The 15,949-nt window shown below is 45.4% G+C and carries 16 protein-coding genes; 9 read left to right on the top strand and 7 right to left on the bottom strand.

Annotated elements, in window-relative coordinates; genetic code table 11:
* The first annotated feature begins 18 nt into the window (after window positions 1–18).
* The gene (locus OA79_RS02615) at window positions 19–936 is read left to right on the top strand and encodes a LysR family transcriptional regulator (RefSeq protein WP_063331651.1); all 918 of its coding nucleotides are present in this window, start codon (window positions 19–21) and stop codon (window positions 934–936) included.
* Between the two features lie 14 nt (window positions 937–950).
* On the opposite strand, the gene OA79_RS02610 is transcribed toward OA79_RS02615, so the two are convergent.
* Entirely contained in the window at window positions 951–1,505 is a 555-nt protein-coding gene (locus OA79_RS02610) for an MSMEG_1061 family FMN-dependent PPOX-type flavoprotein (protein WP_063331650.1), read from the bottom strand.
* A 278-nt stretch (window positions 1,506–1,783) separates the two neighbouring features.
* On the opposite strand from OA79_RS02610, the gene glmU reads away from it, so the two are divergent.
* Window positions 1,784–3,145, top strand: coding sequence for a bifunctional UDP-N-acetylglucosamine diphosphorylase/glucosamine-1-phosphate N-acetyltransferase GlmU (gene glmU / locus OA79_RS02605; protein WP_063331649.1), 1,362 nt, complete (start codon window positions 1,784–1,786; stop codon window positions 3,143–3,145).
* 117 nt (window positions 3,146–3,262) lie between these two features.
* Window positions 3,263–5,089, top strand: a complete 1,827-nt coding sequence (gene glmS / locus OA79_RS02600; protein ID WP_063331648.1) for a glutamine--fructose-6-phosphate transaminase (isomerizing) — start codon at window positions 3,263–3,265, stop codon at window positions 5,087–5,089.
* 53 nt (window positions 5,090–5,142) lie between these two features.
* On the opposite strand, the gene OA79_RS02595 is transcribed toward glmS, so the two are convergent.
* On the bottom strand, window positions 5,143–6,294 hold the full coding sequence (locus tag OA79_RS02595) for an oligogalacturonate lyase family protein (protein WP_063331647.1): 1,152 nt from the start codon (window positions 6,292–6,294) through the stop codon (window positions 5,143–5,145).
* Window positions 6,295–6,538: 244 nt separating this feature from the next.
* Here OA79_RS02595 and kdgR point away from each other — a divergent pair, with 244 nt between their 5' ends.
* From kdgR to dtd, 6 genes are all read left to right on the top strand, one after another.
* Window positions 6,539–7,327, top strand: a complete 789-nt coding sequence (gene kdgR / locus OA79_RS02590; RefSeq protein WP_063331646.1) for a DNA-binding transcriptional regulator KdgR — start codon at window positions 6,539–6,541, stop codon at window positions 7,325–7,327.
* Window positions 7,328–7,544: 217 nt separating this feature from the next.
* Window positions 7,545–7,901 carry a cupin domain-containing protein gene (locus tag OA79_RS02585; protein WP_063331645.1) on the top strand — a complete coding sequence of 119 codons (357 nt, stop codon included), beginning with the start codon at window positions 7,545–7,547 and terminating at the stop codon, window positions 7,899–7,901.
* A 1-nt stretch (window position 7,902) separates the two neighbouring features.
* Window positions 7,903–8,541 (top strand): RpiB/LacA/LacB family sugar-phosphate isomerase, encoded by a 639-nt coding sequence (locus OA79_RS02580; protein WP_063331644.1) that lies wholly within the window; start codon window positions 7,903–7,905, stop codon window positions 8,539–8,541.
* Between the two features lie 110 nt (window positions 8,542–8,651).
* The gene (locus OA79_RS02575; RefSeq protein ID WP_063331643.1) at window positions 8,652–9,716 is read left to right on the top strand and encodes a pectinesterase family protein; all 1,065 of its coding nucleotides are present in this window, start codon (window positions 8,652–8,654) and stop codon (window positions 9,714–9,716) included.
* Window positions 9,717–10,021: 305 nt separating this feature from the next.
* Window positions 10,022–11,842: a translational GTPase TypA gene (typA, locus tag OA79_RS02570; RefSeq protein ID WP_063331642.1), complete on the top strand. Its 1,821-nt coding sequence runs from the start codon at window positions 10,022–10,024 to the stop codon at window positions 11,840–11,842.
* Between the two features lie 143 nt (window positions 11,843–11,985).
* Window positions 11,986–12,420: a D-aminoacyl-tRNA deacylase gene (gene dtd, locus OA79_RS02565; RefSeq protein WP_063331641.1), complete on the top strand. Its 435-nt coding sequence runs from the start codon at window positions 11,986–11,988 to the stop codon at window positions 12,418–12,420.
* Between the two features lie 71 nt (window positions 12,421–12,491).
* Here dtd and tatC read toward each other — a convergent pair whose 3' ends face one another.
* From tatC to ubiB, 5 genes are read right to left on the bottom strand one after another with little or no spacing between them, the layout of a single operon-like run.
* Window positions 12,492–13,274, bottom strand: coding sequence for a twin-arginine translocase subunit TatC (gene tatC, locus OA79_RS02560; protein WP_063331640.1), 783 nt, complete (start codon window positions 13,272–13,274; stop codon window positions 12,492–12,494).
* A gap of 24 nt (window positions 13,275–13,298) precedes the next feature.
* Window positions 13,299–13,703 carry a Sec-independent protein translocase protein TatB gene (gene tatB / locus OA79_RS02555; protein WP_063331639.1) on the bottom strand — a complete coding sequence of 135 codons (405 nt, stop codon included), beginning with the start codon at window positions 13,701–13,703 and terminating at the stop codon, window positions 13,299–13,301.
* Window positions 13,704–13,706: 3 nt separating this feature from the next.
* Complete coding sequence (gene tatA, locus OA79_RS02550; RefSeq protein WP_063331638.1) at window positions 13,707–13,925, bottom strand: Sec-independent protein translocase subunit TatA; 219 nt, start codon at window positions 13,923–13,925, stop codon at window positions 13,707–13,709.
* A 31-nt stretch (window positions 13,926–13,956) separates the two neighbouring features.
* Window positions 13,957–14,289, bottom strand: a complete 333-nt coding sequence (locus OA79_RS02545; RefSeq protein ID WP_063331637.1) for a phosphoribosyl-ATP diphosphatase — start codon at window positions 14,287–14,289, stop codon at window positions 13,957–13,959.
* Between the two features lie 16 nt (window positions 14,290–14,305).
* Window positions 14,306–15,949 (bottom strand): ubiquinone biosynthesis regulatory protein kinase UbiB, encoded by a 1,644-nt coding sequence (ubiB, locus tag OA79_RS02540; protein WP_063331636.1) that lies wholly within the window; start codon window positions 15,947–15,949, stop codon window positions 14,306–14,308.

The following is a 15,949-nucleotide window of genomic DNA, read 5'->3' as shown; positions in this document are numbered from 1 at the left end:
TGATAAAGAAGCAAAAACGTGAAATCCCCAAGAGTGACATTAGAACAATGGCGAGTCTTACAGGCCGTAGTGGATAGAGGTGGCTTTGCACAAGCAGCAGAAGCGTTGCATAAAAGTCAGTCATCTGTGAGTTATACCGTGGCTAAGCTGCAGGAGCAGTTAGGTTATCCTTTGTTAATCATAGAAGGGCGAAAAGCCAAGTTAACCGAGCGAGGGGAAGTCCTGTTACGTCGTTCCCGCCATTTGATCAAAGAGGCTGTTGAACTAGAAGAATTGGCACATACCTTAGGGCAAGGTTGGGAGCCAGAGTTGGAGTTAGTGGTCGATCAGACGTTTCCAACCCCTGCTTTATTGCGTGCTCTGAAAGCCTTTGAGCCCCAAAGCCAAGGGACTCAAGTGCAATTAAAGGAAGTGGTCTTAAGTGGTGGTTTAGAGGCCTTAAAAAATGGTCACCCCGACTTAGTGCTCAGTGGCATAGTGCCAAAAGGCTATTTGGCGGACCCGATTGTGGAAGTGGAATTGGTGGCGGTGGCATCGCCCTTACATCCTTTAATGGAAGAGAAAGAAGCGATTAACAATGAGCGCCTGAGTCGAGAGCTGCAATTAGTAATCCGAGATTCTGCTGTGGAATCGTCCATGGACGTAGGCTGGTTAGGGACAGAAAGGCGATGGACCGTTTCCAGCGTGCAATCGGCTTTAGAAATTGTGGTCAGTGGAGTCGGGTTTGCTTGGCTACCGAAAGCGGATATTTCTGACGAATTAGCCAATGGTAAATTGAAAAAATTGAGTTTGGTGTCTGGCAGTGAACGTAACTTTCATCTGTATGCCATCTTCGGTAAAGGTGAACGCACGGGACCTGCGACAAGGTTGCTAGTGGAATTGCTGCAAGAGGAATGCAATGCTTGTCCAAGCAGAGTAACCCCCTTGCCAACTTAACGACTTAGTTTGAGTTATGACGCAACCTGATCTTGTATGATTTTTAGCAAAGACGGTAAGAATGTTCGATCTACTTTATGGTCGTCTGACCATAGTTTCGCGAACGCAATGGCTTTGGGACAGTGAAAGAGAGTGGTTTCGACGGCAATTTTCACCACCAGTTTAGGGCGTTTTCGACCTTCACAAAATCTATCTAACAAGGCTTCGTCTGTATGAAGGGTGGCAGAACCCTGTACCCGCACAATCTCTCCTATCCCTGGAATCATAAATAACAGCCCTATTTTGGGGTTGTCGATTAGGTTTCTCAGGCTGTCCAAACGGTTGTTACCAGGCATGTCTGCAAACGCCAGTGTATTTGGGTCTAATACTTTGACAAAACCCGGCTCTCCACCACGGGGCGAGACATCGTTAAATCCGGCTTGGTCTGTCGTGGCGATGACGACATAAGGACAGTGCTCAATAAAACGAATGGCATGCTCTTCTAAGTGTTTGATTTCCTTGCCTTCTGCAAGTGGGTGAGGTGCATCATAGAGTGTATTTAGAGCGTCGTGGTTCACTATTTGTGTCATCATTTCCCTCGGATGAACAGTTTGACTGGAAACAGCAGGCTGTATTGTAAATCAATCTCACTTATAAAAGTATGTTCTTCTTTGGCGGTAAAAACCGCTGACAATTATTCATTTAGAGAGTCGGATTAGAAGACATAAATCAGAGTGTTAGCGAAAAAATATAAAATTGTCATTTTATTTTTGACAATTTGACTTGTTGTGTTTTGGGGAAAGCGATCTAATAGGTCAAATAGAAAACATTCCAATATTCATCATCAGATATCATACAAGGAAGCGTCATGAGTCAGGACATTGTAATTCTTGCTGCAGGTAAAGGCAGCCGAATGAAATCCTCTTTTTCTAAGGTGTTGCACAAGGTTGGTGGCATCGCCATGGTAAGGAGAGTGCTGGCGACAGCCGCTGCCATGACAGAAGCAAAACTGCACCTAGTGGTTGGTCATCAAGGCGAGCAAGTAGCAGAGCATTGTCAGGATTTTGCGGCCAATGTGGTCTGGCAAAATAATCCCCAAGGTACAGGTGACGCGTTACGCCGGGTGGCTTCTTCTCTACAGGCAGAGGGAGCAACCTTGACACTTTATGGTGACGTGCCGTTAATTCGTGCCAGCACATTAGAGAAAATGGCGGCCTTATCCACACCAAATACCTTAGTGTTATTAACCATTTCCCTCGATAACCCAACAGGCTATGGACGCATTGTGCGTAATGCCAAAGGAAATGTGTGTGCCATTGTCGAACAAAAAGATGCGTCAGCAGAAGAGTTGACTATTAATGAAGTGAATACTGGCATTTTATTGGCACCGAATCAGCCGTTACAAACTTGGTTGGCCGCGCTGACCAATGATAATGCGCAGGGGGAGTTTTACCTCACTGACATCATTGCCATGGCGGCGAAAGACGGCGTTGAGATAGTGACTGTGCAACCGGAAAATGAAGCGGAAGTGGCAGGCGTGAATGATCGAGTTCAGTTGGCTGCTTTGGAGCGCGAATGGCAGCAACAGCAAGCCATTCAATTGATGCAAAATGGTGCGACGTTATTAGACCCAGCTCGCATTGATGTTCGTGGTGAGCTAACCACAGGTGAAGATGTGATCATCGACGTGAACTGTGTGTTTGAAGGCAAGGTTGTGTTGGGTGATGGCGTGGAAATTGGTCCAAACTGTCACCTAAAAGACTGTGTCATTGGTCATGGCACTGTGATTAAAAGCCATTCCATGATCGATGACAGCCAAGTCGGAGAAGCGTGTGATATTGGCCCATTTGCGCGGTTGCGCCCAGGTACTCGTTTGGCGAACAAAGCGAAAATAGGCAACTTTGTTGAAACCAAAAAAGCGAACATCGGTGAAGGCAGTAAGGTCAATCATTTGAGTTACATAGGTGACACGGAAATGGGGGCGAACGTAAATGTTGGCGCGGGTACCATTACTTGTAACTACGATGGTGTGAATAAACATCTGACGCAAGTCGCCGATAATGTGTTTATTGGTTCGAATTCCGCTTTAGTGGCCCCGGTGCAGGTGGCAGAGGGCGCGACCATTGCGGCTGGCTCCACCATTACGAAGGCGGTAGGCGAAAAACAACTGGCGTTTGCTCGTTCTCGACAAGCCAACAAAGACAATTGGCCAAGACCGGTTAAAAAGTAACCGTTTTAAAAATACCTATATATGTCGTCGTATGTGATGAAACATATGGCATAAAGCTTGAAACAAACAGTATTAATAGATTGGCGCATGTGCCGGTCTATCTTAAAAGGATTCAATATGTGCGGAATAGTGGGTGCGATTGCACGTCGTAATGTCTCTAAAATCTTAATCGAAGGATTAAGCCGTCTGGAATACCGTGGTTATGACTCGTCAGGTGTGGCGATTAATAATGAAGAGGGCGTGTACTCTCATCGTGCGGTAGGTAAGGTTCAGGCATTGCGAGACAAATTTGCTGAACAACCTTTGGACGGCAAAATGGGGATTGCACATACCCGATGGGCGACACATGGGAAACCAACAGAAGCCAACGCTCACCCACATTTCTCGGGCGATGACCTAGCCCTAGTTCACAATGGCATTATCGAAAATCATGCGCCATTACGTCGTGAGCTAAAAGACAAGGGTTATGAATTTAAATCGGAAACGGATACCGAAGTCATTGTTCATCTGATTCATGATGCGTTGAAAACACAGCCTGATTTGTTGAAAGCCGTGCAAGCGAGTTTGTCTCGTTTGGAAGGGGCTTTTGCGATCGGTGTCGTGCAAAAAGACGACAATGAACGTTTTATTGCCGCTCGTAAAGGCAGCCCGCTTGTGGTGGGGGTTGGTATTGAAGAGAACTTTATTGCGTCTGATCAGTTGGCATTGTTGCATGTAACTGATCAATTTATCTTCTTAGAAGAAGGAGATGTGGCAGAGGTGTCACGTGATGCGGTGATTATTTATGATGCCAAAGGTGACGTTCAAGAACGCCCGGTGAGCGTTTTTAACCACAATGTTGACGCTACGGATAAAGGCGAGTTCCGTCATTTTATGATGAAGGAAATCTACGAGCAGCCGAATGTGATCAGCGCGTGTTTGGAAGGTCGTATTAGTGATTCTAAAGTGCTGACCAGTTGCTTTGGTGCAGAGTCAGACTTCCTGAAAAAAGTCGAAAACATTCATATCGTGGCCTGTGGTACCAGTTATCACGCAGGTATGGTGGCAAAATATTGGATTGAAGACTTGGCCGGCTTGCCTTGCAGTGTGGAAGTGGCCAGTGAATATCGTTACCGCAAAGTCGCCGTGCCCAAAAATACCTTGTTTTTGACCTTGTCTCAGTCGGGGGAAACCGCAGATACCTTGGCGGCATTACGCATGGCCAAAGAGTTAGATTACCTAACCACTTTAGCCATTTGTAACGTGCCATCCAGTACCTTGGTACGTGAATCGGCTTTGACCTTGTTGACCAATGCTGGTGCGGAAATCGGTGTGGCTTCTACCAAAGCCTTTACCACGCAGCTGACTGCTTTGCTGATCACCAGTGTAGCGATTGCGGTGGAAAACGGATTGAGTGCCGAAAAAGAAAAAGCCTTGGTGCAGGCCATGCGCTCTTTGCCAGCTCATGTAAACGATGCTTTGCAGCAAGATGCGCACATCAAGCAAATTGCCGATAAATTCGCCAATAAGCACAATGCGCTATTCTTAGGGCGTGGCGCTATGTTCCCGATTGCCTTAGAAGGCTCGTTGAAATTAAAAGAGATTTCTTATATCCATGCGGAAGCGTATCCAGCAGGAGAGCTAAAGCATGGACCATTGGCGCTAGTTGATGAAGACATGCCTATCATTACTTTAGTGCCACATAATGACATGTTGGATAAAATTAAATCCAACCTTCAAGAAGTGGCAGCGCGTGGCGGTGAGCTTTTCGTGTTCGCGGACCGAGATACTGACCTTCATAATGAAGAGAATGTGACCTTCTCTGAAGTGCCAAAAGTGGAAGCCATTCTAGAGCCCATTGTCCACACTATTCCTTTACAGCTATTGTCATACCACGTTGCTGTGGTGAAAGGTACGGATGTAGATCAGCCGCGAAATCTTGCCAAATCCGTGACGGTTGAGTAATAAAAAAGCCCGGTTGGTGTGACCACTGGGCAAACTCGTACAGAGAGTGAAGGTTAATTGATGGAAGCAAGATAAACGGCGGGGGAGCCATTTCTGTCTGAACCAAATAGTACGGACTGATTGTCTGGAGTGAATGAAGGGTGTGGGTGATTTACTTGACGATCGCCCTCTAACACCGCCCAGCTTGTGTTGTGCTCAGCAATCGCTTTGATGCTACCTTTCTGTAAATCAATGACATACAGGTTGGGGTCATTGTCGATGCTGTGGCCTGAGGTGTCTGTCACATCGACCGGTGTCCCTGAGCCATCGCCAACCACTAGCGTGCCATCGTCGTTGCTCATTAAGTGACTGCAAGCTGGCATCTCACTTTCTACTTTAAAGCTTAAGTCGTCAGCATTCACTGAGCAAAGCTCGCGCTGGTGGCTGTTAGGGCGATAAGAGACGAACATCATTTTAGAGCCATCTGGTACGAAAAATTCGTGTGTGCAGGACTCATTTTTGTCTTGTTCGTAGACTTTGCGTACATTTTCGCCGTTTTCATTTACCATCCACATGCGGGTCTCAACAAGATCGTGTGGCCCTTCGTGGCAAAAAGCGATGGTATTGTCATCATTTGGACGGTACAGAGGGTGTCCAAGCCAGATATTATCTTCAAACACCACACTTCGTTTGCCGGTTTTCAATTCAATAGAAATCAATCGGCAGCGTGGGGTTTGGTGATAAAGCTGTGCAAACTTTTCCCAGCTGTCTAACTCTATGTAATCACTGTCTTTAATTTCGATCCCCACGACTTTTGTGCAATCTGTATTTGGGACCCAGGTGCCATATCCAACCCAGCCTTTAGGAACTTCATAAAGTACGCTGTGTTCCTGAGTGTGAAGGTCGACGCGAATCAGTTGTTTATTGTGTTTGACGAAAATTAGGGCTTTATCTTGGGTGGTGAGAAAGCCCCCAAAGACGTTATCGCCAGCGCCTTCTGTTAATTGAAGTGCTGTCTCTTCTTCTAAGTCGACGAGATGGTAGTTGCGGTGCTGGTCAAAATCGGCGGCGAGCAGTAATTTATTGCCATCATTGGTAAAGCACTTCTGATAAAAATAATTGCGGTTACACACTGCATCATCAGGGGTTAGCTGAATAATATTAGAGTCCGTTTGGGTGTCCTTAAAACGCTTAAATGGTAAAGATCGTCGATGGCCGAGTGACATGAATCCCTCTCTTATTATTGTTTCATTCTGTCTGTATTTTGGTGTGAATAAAATCAAGGATAGACAAAATAGCAACCTGTAGTCAATAAAAATAAAAAGCCGTTTCTTTTTTGTTTCTAGGGTGTTGTTCAAATTACTTTGATCGCAGAAGTGGTAAATGGAAAGACCAGGCTATGGGATGTATCTATGAGAAATTTTCTACTATACTGATAAAATTCTATTTCAATAAAAATGAAACTAACTTATGGCAAACGAAGAAAATAACAATCAGCAAATTGAACCGGTTTCCTCTGTTATGAAGGTGTTTGCAATTTTAAACGCCTTATCTGAAAAGAAAGCCTCAGGCGTGACAGAGTTATCGCAAAAAGTAATGACCTCCAAGAGCACTGTGTATCGCTTTCTACAAACCATGAAGATGCTTGGTTATGTCAGTCAGGAGGGGGAAGACGATCGCTATTCATTAACCCTTAAACTGTTTGAAACAAGTTCTAAGGCGTTAGACTACGTGGATTTAGTTTCCTTGGCAGAGCCACATATGAATCGCATTGGCGAATTGACCAAAGAGGCACTGCATCTTGGAATTCGTGATGGTGATGGCATTATCTACATCTACAAGGTAGATGCTCAGTATAATTTACGCATGCAATCTCGTATTGGTGGTCGTAACCCTCTTTATTCAACGGCGATTGGTAAAGTGCTATTGGCAGAGCGTTCAGAAGAGTATGTTCGAGATGTCTTGAGAGAAACGGAATTTACCCCTTCAACGGCTCGTACACATCCAAATATCGATGCCTTGCTTGAAGAGTTAGTTGTCGTGAAGCAGCAAGGTTACGGGGTTGATAATGAAGAGCAAGAAGAAGGATTGCGTTGCATCGCTGCCCCTATTTATGACCGTTTGGGGAATGTTGTTGCAGGCTTAAGTTTGTCTTTTCCTTCTCTGCGTTACACCCAAGAGAAATTTGATACCTACACTAAGTTATTGAAAGAAGCGGCCGCTGACATTTCTGCAAAGTTAGGTGACGTTAAGTCCTAGCACTTAATGAACTAGATTCAATCCATAAAAATGGAGGCTTTGGCCTCCATTTTTTTGCCTAGAGCTTGCTTAGAAAGAAGTATTCACACGATTTATCTATTTCGTCTTGATATTTGTCTATCCATTTATTAAAACAGCTTTTCATAAAATGTTGAATATTGTTTTGTTTGGCTGCTATAGTGTTAAAGTCTAAAACAAGAATGCTAAGAGTTAACCTATGTTTATTTATAATGATCAGGTCCCATTGGAAGACCTCGGAGATGGGGTTTCTCGCAAAGTTATGGCCTATTCCGATAACATCATGACCGTTGAAGTTCATTTTGAAAAAGGGGCGGTAGGCCCATTGCACAATCATCCTCATGAACAGCTTACCTATGTGTTGTCCGGTAAATTTGAATTTACCATTGGCGATGAAACACGAATCGTTAGCCAAGGCGACACGCTCTACAAAGAGCCTAATGTCATGCACGGTTGCGTGTGCTTAGAGCCTGGTGTGTTGTTGGATAATTTCACGCCAATGCGCAAAGACTTTGTTGGGTTAGAAGAATCTTATTACCAAAAACAGGATGCTTAATATGAAAATCGCGCTAATGATGGAAAACAGCCAGGCTGGTAAAAATGCCACTATTTTACAGCAGCTCAGCGAAGTCGCGGAGCCGCTTAATCATGATGTTTATAATGTTGGTATGAGTGACGAAAACGACCATCACTTAACCTATATTCATCTAGGGATTATGGCCAGTATTTTACTTAATGCGAAAGCGGTCGATTTTGTTGTATCAGGGTGTGGTACGGGCCAAGGGGCGATGATGTCTCTAAATGCTCATCCCGGTGTGGTGTGTGGTTATTGTTTGGAGCCTTCTGACGCCTTTTTGTTTAATCAAATCAACAATGGTAATGCCATTGCCATGGCCTTTGCGAAAGGCTTTGGTTGGGCGGCGGAATTGAATGCGCGATATATCTTCGAAAAAGCCTTTACGGGTCCGCGTGGAGAAGGCTATCCGGTTGAGCGTAAAGAGCCACAGGTTCGCAATGCAGGTATTTTGAATCAAGTCAAAGCCGCTACCATGAAGGATAACTACCTAGACACGCTAAAAGCCATGGACCAAGAGTTAGTAAAAACCGCAGTAACGGGCGCGCGTTTCCAAGCATGCTTGTTTGAAAATGGTCAGAGCTCTGAGATTGAGGCTTACGTGCGTTCGCTATTGGATTAATTTCTCGGTTTAGCGATTCGTTCGTTATCTTGTTAAGAATAAAAAAGGAAGACATGGTCTTCCTTTTTTATTGGTCGCGCGGTCTGTTTGTATGGCTTAGGAGTATGGGGATGGAAGGCTTTCATGCATGGGTGTCTTTGCAGGGGGGAGAAGGAACTTTTTATAGTATACAAGCGGCATTGGACGCGGCTCCGAAGGATGAATCTTATTATCGGATTTATATTTCAGATGGCCATTATCAAGAGCGTATTTGCATTACTCGAAACAATTTAGAAATCGTTGGTGCTGGGTGTTCTAAAGTGATGATTCATGAAGCCGTATGCGCTGGTATGTTGAAAGAAGCAGGTCAGATAGCGAGTACGCTTGCCAGTCGAATTGTTGAGATTGATGCCGTTAATGTCACCTTAAGACAGCTTACGATCGCTAATCAGTGGGACTACCTTGGGAACCTAGGAAAGCCAGATCATGACCCAAGCAAACAGCAACACCCTCAGGCTGTCGCTTTACTGATGAATGAAGGCAGTGACCAAGTTCTATTGGACGATGTCTGTTTAGACAGTTATCAAGACACTTTCTGTGCACAAGGTGGAAGGAGCTATCTAAGGTCGTGTCAGATAAAAGGTAACATTGATTTTGTGTTTGGCTCCGGTTGTGTGTTGTTGGAGTCTTGTGAGTTGCTGTGTAAGGTGTATCCCTCGAAAAGTAAGGTGCTTGGGTATGTGGCAGCCCCTAGTACGAGTCGCTATAGACAGTATGGATTTGTTTTTCTACGGTGTAGTATTTATGGTGAAAATGTTGATTTCAAGTCAAATGTTGAGGCTCAAAACTATGCCTTGGGCCGACCTTGGCATCCGACCAAGACATTTTCAGATGGTCGTTATGCTGACCCTGAAGCCATCGGGGGGGCCTTATACATAGAATGTAAGCTGGGTGAGCACCTATATGGTTGGGATAAAATGCACGGTTTGGCAAAGGATGGCACTAAGCGCTGTTTTACCCCAGATAAAGACGCTCGTTTTTATGAGTGGCGTAATAGCGGAGCAGGTGCGTTTCATTCTGGCCATAAAAGAATGTGGCCAAAAGCAGAGTCTTTCTCCCGCTTAGGTCAAGGCTTGGTGCCAGCATTACGTGAGGAAGTTTTGGGAGATTGGGGCGTGTCGTTTAACTCACTTTGAGAGTGACCGCCTCTTTCGATGTGTTTCGCTGAATCCGTTAACTTTTAATATTTGGGCTGATCAAACCCTGCTCAATTTTGTTCTGTTCCATTTCGCTGTCACTGCTGGTGATTCGAAGTTCTTTGAAATAATCGCAAATCCATGAAAATAGAATTTATTTGTGCAGTTTAATGGGAACTTAACAAATATAAGGGTACAATTGCGCGAATTTTGTCCCATATCTAGATCCGATGTGCTTAAAAGTCTGTTTCGCAGGGGCGGAATGCGACACTTAATTTGAGCCTCGCTTATTACAGAGAAATAAAATGTCTATTGATATTAGTAAGTTACGTAACGTCGCTATTATAGCTCACGTTGACCATGGTAAAACAACACTAGTTGACCAGCTATTAAGCCAGTCAGGAACACTTGATCGTAAAGACGAGGGTGCAGAGCGCATCATGGACTCAAATGATCAAGAAAAAGAACGTGGTATTACCATCTTAGCGAAAAACACAGCGATTAAATGGAACGACTACCGTATCAATATCGTAGACACACCTGGACACGCTGACTTCGGTGGTGAAGTTGAACGCGTATTGTCTATGGTTGACTCTGTATTGTTGTTGGTTGATGCGGTTGATGGTCCAATGCCACAAACACGTTTCGTAACCTCTAAAGCATTTGAGCGTGGTTTACGTCCAATCGTTGTTATCAACAAGATTGACCGTCCAGGTGCTCGTCCTGATTGGGTAATGGATCAAGTATTTGATCTGTTTGATAGTCTTGGTGCATCGGAAGAACAACTTGATTTCCCAGTTATTTATGCGTCTGCCATTAATGGTATTTCTGGTAATGATCCAGAGCAAATGGCGGAAGACATGACGCCACTTTACCAAATGATCGTCGACAGCGTACCGGTTCCTAACGTTGACCCAGAAGGCGCGTTCCAAATGCAGGTATCAGCATTGGATTACGATAGCTATGTTGGTGTTATCGGTGTGGGCCGTATTACTCGTGGTAGTTTGTCTCCTAACCAACAAGTGGTTGTGAAAGCGGCTGATGGTAAAGAGCGTAAAGGTAAAGTGCTAAACGTTAAGGGCTACCATGGTCTACAGCGTGTCGACACTGACCAAGCTTACGCGGGTGACATCGTTTGTATTACGGGTATCGACGGTCTAAGCATCTCAGATACATTGTGTGATCCGACGTGTGTTGAATCTCTACCTGCTTTAAGCGTAGATGAGCCAACGGTTAGCATGACCTTCATCGTTAACGATTCTCCATTTGCTGGTAAAGAAGGTAAGTTCGTTACAACGCGTAACATCAAAGACCGTTTAGACCAAGAGCTTATCCATAACGTAGCACTGCGTGTGACTCAAGGCGATACGCCTGATAAGTTCATCGTATCGGGTCGTGGTGAATTGCACTTATCTGTATTGATTGAAACCATGCGTCGTGAAGGTTTCGAAATGGGCGTATCACGTCCAGAAGTAGTGAAAAAAGAAATTGATGGTCAAGTCCAAGAACCATTTGAGCAAGTAGTCATTGACGTTGAAGAACAGCATCAAGGTTCCATCATGGAAGAGCTTGGTCTGCGTAAAGCGGAACTAACTAACATGGAGCCAGATGGTAAAGGTCGTGTACGTCTTGAGTTCATCGTACCTTCTCGTGGCTTGATCGGTTTCCGTGGTTTGTTCCTAACCCTGACTTCTGGTTCCGGTATCATGACCAGTGTCTTCGATCACTATGGTCCTGTTAAAGACGGTGAAGTAACTGGCCGTCAGAACGGTGTACTGGTTAGTATGTTGACTGGTAAAACAGCGGCTTACGCTTTGTTTAACTTGCAGAGTCGTGGACGTATGTTCTTGGGTCACGCTGTGGACATCTACGAAGGTCAGATCATCGGTATTCACTCACGTGATAACGATCTAGCCGTTAACCCAGTGAAGGGTAAGCAGCTGACTAACGTACGTGCTTCTGGTACGGATGAAGCCTTGACGCTGACGCCGCCAATCAAGCACACGCTTGAGCAAGCGCTTGAGTTTATCGAAGACGATGAGTTGGTAGAAGTGACACCAGAAAGCATCCGTATTCGTAAGAAATTACTAACGGAAAACGAGCGTAAGCGCGCTGGCCGTAAGTAAGCGTTATAGGCTATGTTCAGATCAAATTGAGCATAGCCATTAAACGAGCAGCAGCAAATAAGCCTTTTGGCTTAGGAGCGACAGAAGCGCCTTCGGGCGCTTTTGTTTTATCTGGCTTATGAAGCAGAAAAAAGAGGACTGGGATGAAAGTATTAGTGCAGCGAGCCTTGAATGCCAGCGTGACCGTGGAAGGCGAGGTGGTTGGTGCCATAGATCATGGTCAGCTGGTCTTGGTTGGAATTGAAAAGGGTGATACTGAAATGGATGTTCAGCGCCTTGCGGATAAGTTGCTTAAATATCGCATGTTCAGCGATGACGAGGGCAAGATGAATCTAAATGTCCAACAAGTTAATGGTGGTGTTCTGCTGGTGTCGCAATTTACTCTAGCGGCCGACACCAAAAAAGGCCTGCGTCCTGGATTTTCCAGTGCGGCGGTGCCAGCGGAAGGTGAACGTTTGTTTAATGCGTTTGTGGAAAAGGTGCGCGCTCAGCATGATAAAGTCGCCACAGGAGAATTTGGCGCAGACATGAAAGTGGCTTTCACCAATGATGGTCCTGTGACCTTTATGCTGGATTAAGCGACACCAATTTAGGTTCGCAGCGTAAAATGCCTGACACAGAGTTGTTCAGGCACGAATGAATTAAGTGGCTAGACTTTGGGCTCTGTCGCTTGAGTGTTGTCTTCCGTCTCTTCACTTTCTTCATCATCCTGATTTTTGACTGTGCGGCCAGCCAATAAGCCGACTTCGAACAGCATCCACATAGGAATGGCCAATAAGGTCTGAGAGAAAATATCAGGTGGTGTGATCAGCATGCCGACAACAAAGCACCCGAGGAAGATAAAAGGTCGCTTTTTGGAGAGTTTGGCAACGGTAGTAGCACCGGCTTTGATCAAGAGATAAGTGGCCACAGGGATTTCGAAGGTTACGCCAAAGGCAAAAAACAGCTTGAGGACAAAGTTCAGGTAATTGTTGATGTCCGTCATGACCGTGACTTCGCCTGGGCCGACCGTGGTGAAAAACCCGAAAATCAAAGGAAGTACCACGTAGTAAGCAAAGAGCACGCCCATGTAAAATAACAGGATACTGGAGATAAGCAGTGGTATGGCGATGGTCTTCTCGTTTTTATACAAGGCAGGAGCGATAAAAGACCAAGCTTGGAATAGGGTGTAAGGAACAGAGATTAAAACGGCAATGGCAAAGGTCAATTTTAAGGGCGCTAGAAAAGGCGAAGCCACTTCCGTTGCAATCAAAGAGCTGCCTTCAGGTAAAAGTAATCTCAGTGGTTCAGAAACAATCAGGTATAAATCATTGGCAAAATAATACAGGCCAATGAAAATCAGTAAAATGGCCAAAACTGACTTAAGTAGTCGATTTCTTAGTTCAATTAAATGCGCCACCAAAGGGGCTTGTTGGGATGAATCTGTACTCATAAAAGGCTTGCCCGTATCTTGTGATCAGGAATCAATTAATCGCTGCGTGTCTTGTTTTGCCTTTGTGTCCGTATCGGTCACGGCTTCATGGGATTCCGTCAGATTAGGTGCATCGACTTGGTCTGTGTGTTGCGCCGTCGCGACAGGAACGGGTTCTGGTTCAGTTTGCGACACGGCAAGCGGGGTGATGGTGTTTTGGATTGCCTGCCCTTCTTGCAGCATGCGCTTGTTGGTTTCAGCAATTTTTTGCTGCATCTCTTCGTTATCAAGCTGAGCATTAATCTCCCTTTGTACTGAGTTAATGCTGCGACGAATTTTGCGGACCCATAGGCCAGCTGTCTTGGCGGCATGAGGAAGGCGCTCGGGGCCTAAAATTAATAGGCCAACCACAAAGACAACTAACAATTCTGAAAAGCCAATATCGAACACGGATTAAGCGCTCTTATCGTCTTTTTTGGCTTCGCCATCGATGACTTTTTGCTGAGCCGTTTTATCCGCTTCGTCATCACCGTCTTTATCGACCGCTTCTTTAAAGCCTTTTACCGCGCCACCAAGGTCTGAGCCTAAGTTTTTCAATTTTTTCGTGCCAAAAATAAGCACTAAGATGGCCAACACGATTAGAAGTTGCCAAATACCGATTCCACTTAACATAATTTTTCTCCTGCTTATTCGTTTCTACTGCTTATTGGTCTCGACTGGCTTTTTCGTCTAAGCCAGACAGATTAAATCGACGAGCTAACTCATCCAGTATAGCATCAGGGCCCAAGTCTAAATGAGATAACATAACTAAGGTATGGAACCAAAGGTCAGCTGTTTCATAGACCAGATCAGATTTATCACCTGATGTGATCGCGTCCTTCGCTGCAATAATTGTTTCAATGCTCTCTTCACCAACTTTCTCAAGGATCTTGTTTAATCCTTTGGCATGCAGGCTAGCGACATAAGAAGAATCGGCTGAAGCGTTTTTGCGTTGCTCTAGAGTGGCTGCTAACTCAGCCAAAACATCGGTTTTCATTATAGTCTCTCAAATGTTACGGTTTTAAGACAAGTAAATACAAGCCTAATACAAATAATCCAATACTGGTCAGGTCGGCGTGCTTGAGTTGTTGCAGCGTATCTGGCTCGGTGACTAACCAGGCTCCGGCTAGGCTGAATGCTCCTAATAAGCGGAATGGCCAGTTACGGCGACGCAGTTTCAACTCTTGGCTTAGTTCTTTTATCTCATTGGTTTGCGCTTGCATGCGCTCTTCTTGATGAGGCAGTTGTGTTAATGCGGTAAACACTAGGTTAGGGATCTGTGGTAAATGGCCAGCCCATTGCGGTGCCTGTTTACGTACTTCTTCCATCACACGTTTGGGCCCCATTTGTTCGCGCATCCAGCGTTCTAGGAATGGTTTCGCTGTTACCCAAAGGTCAAGATCAGGGTACAGCTGGCGACCTAAACCTTCAATATTAAGTAAGGTTTTTTCTAGTAACACTAGTTGCGGCTGCACTTCCATATTAAAGCGACGTGCGGTCTGGAATAAACCGATTAATACTTGGCCAAAGGAAATGTCTTTTAATGGCTTGGCAAACATGGGTTCACAGACACTGCGTATGGCCGATTCGAAAGCGTGAACTGGCGTGCCTTTTGGTACCCAGCCGCTTTCCACATGCAGCTCGGCGACGAGGCGGTAATCTCGTTGGAAAAAGGCCAGCAAATTGCGGGCAAGATAGCTCTTATCTTCGTCATCTAAGCTGCCCATGATGGCGCAATCAATGGCAATGTATTTGGGCTTGTCTGGGTTGCTCGGGTCAACAAAAATGTTGCCAGGGTGCATGTCAGCATGAAAGAAGCTGTGTGAGAAAACTTGCGTGAAAAAGATTTCTACGCCGCGTTCGGCCAAACACTTCATGTTGACATTCGCTTGATTGAGGGCGGGAATGTCGGCCACGGGGATGCCTGAAATGCGCTCCATCACCATGACATTTCGATGGCAATAGTCCCAATACACTTGCGGGACATATAGCAATTCAGATTGAGTAAAGTTGCGCTGTAGTAAGCCAGTATTGGCGGCTTCTTTTGCTAAATCTAATTCATCTAAAATGGTGTATTCGTAGTCTGTTACCACTTCAATCGGGCGCAATCGACGACCATCTTCACTGACGTTGGCAACCAAATGCGCCAAACTGTACAGCAAGCTGATGTCCTTGCCGATGGTGTTTTCGATTTTAGGTCGAATGACTTTAACCACTACGGCTTCGCCACTGTGCAAGGTGGCTGTATGCACTTGTGCAATGGAAGCGGATGCGAGCGGTGTTTCTGAAAACTCCGCAAACAATTGCTCAATCGGTGCTTTTAAGTCGCGCTCAATAATGGCTTTTGCGACCTTGCCTGAAAACGGTGGTACTTTATCTTGTAATTTGGCCAGCTCGTCGGCTAAATCATCGTCTAATAAGTCGCGACGAGTTGAGAGAATTTGCCCAAACTTCACAAAGATAGGGCCAAGTGACTCCAGCGCTAGGCGCAGTCGTTCGCCGCGATTTTTGCTGGCCCGCTGGCGGCCAATGGCACATAACGCGCCGAGTGTATAACGTAGATACCAAGGCAGTAGAGAAAATGGAATAAACACGTCAAGGCGAAAGCGCACCACAGTGTAAAGGATGCGCAGAAAACGAAATGCACTGGTGAACAT

It is taken from the genome of Marinomonas sp. TW1, assembly GCF_001625355.1.
In the GTDB taxonomy this organism is placed as follows: domain Bacteria; phylum Pseudomonadota; class Gammaproteobacteria; order Pseudomonadales; family Marinomonadaceae; genus Marinomonas.
Note: the sequence above shows the minus strand (reverse complement) of the source record. Positions and strands in the feature narration are given on the sequence as shown.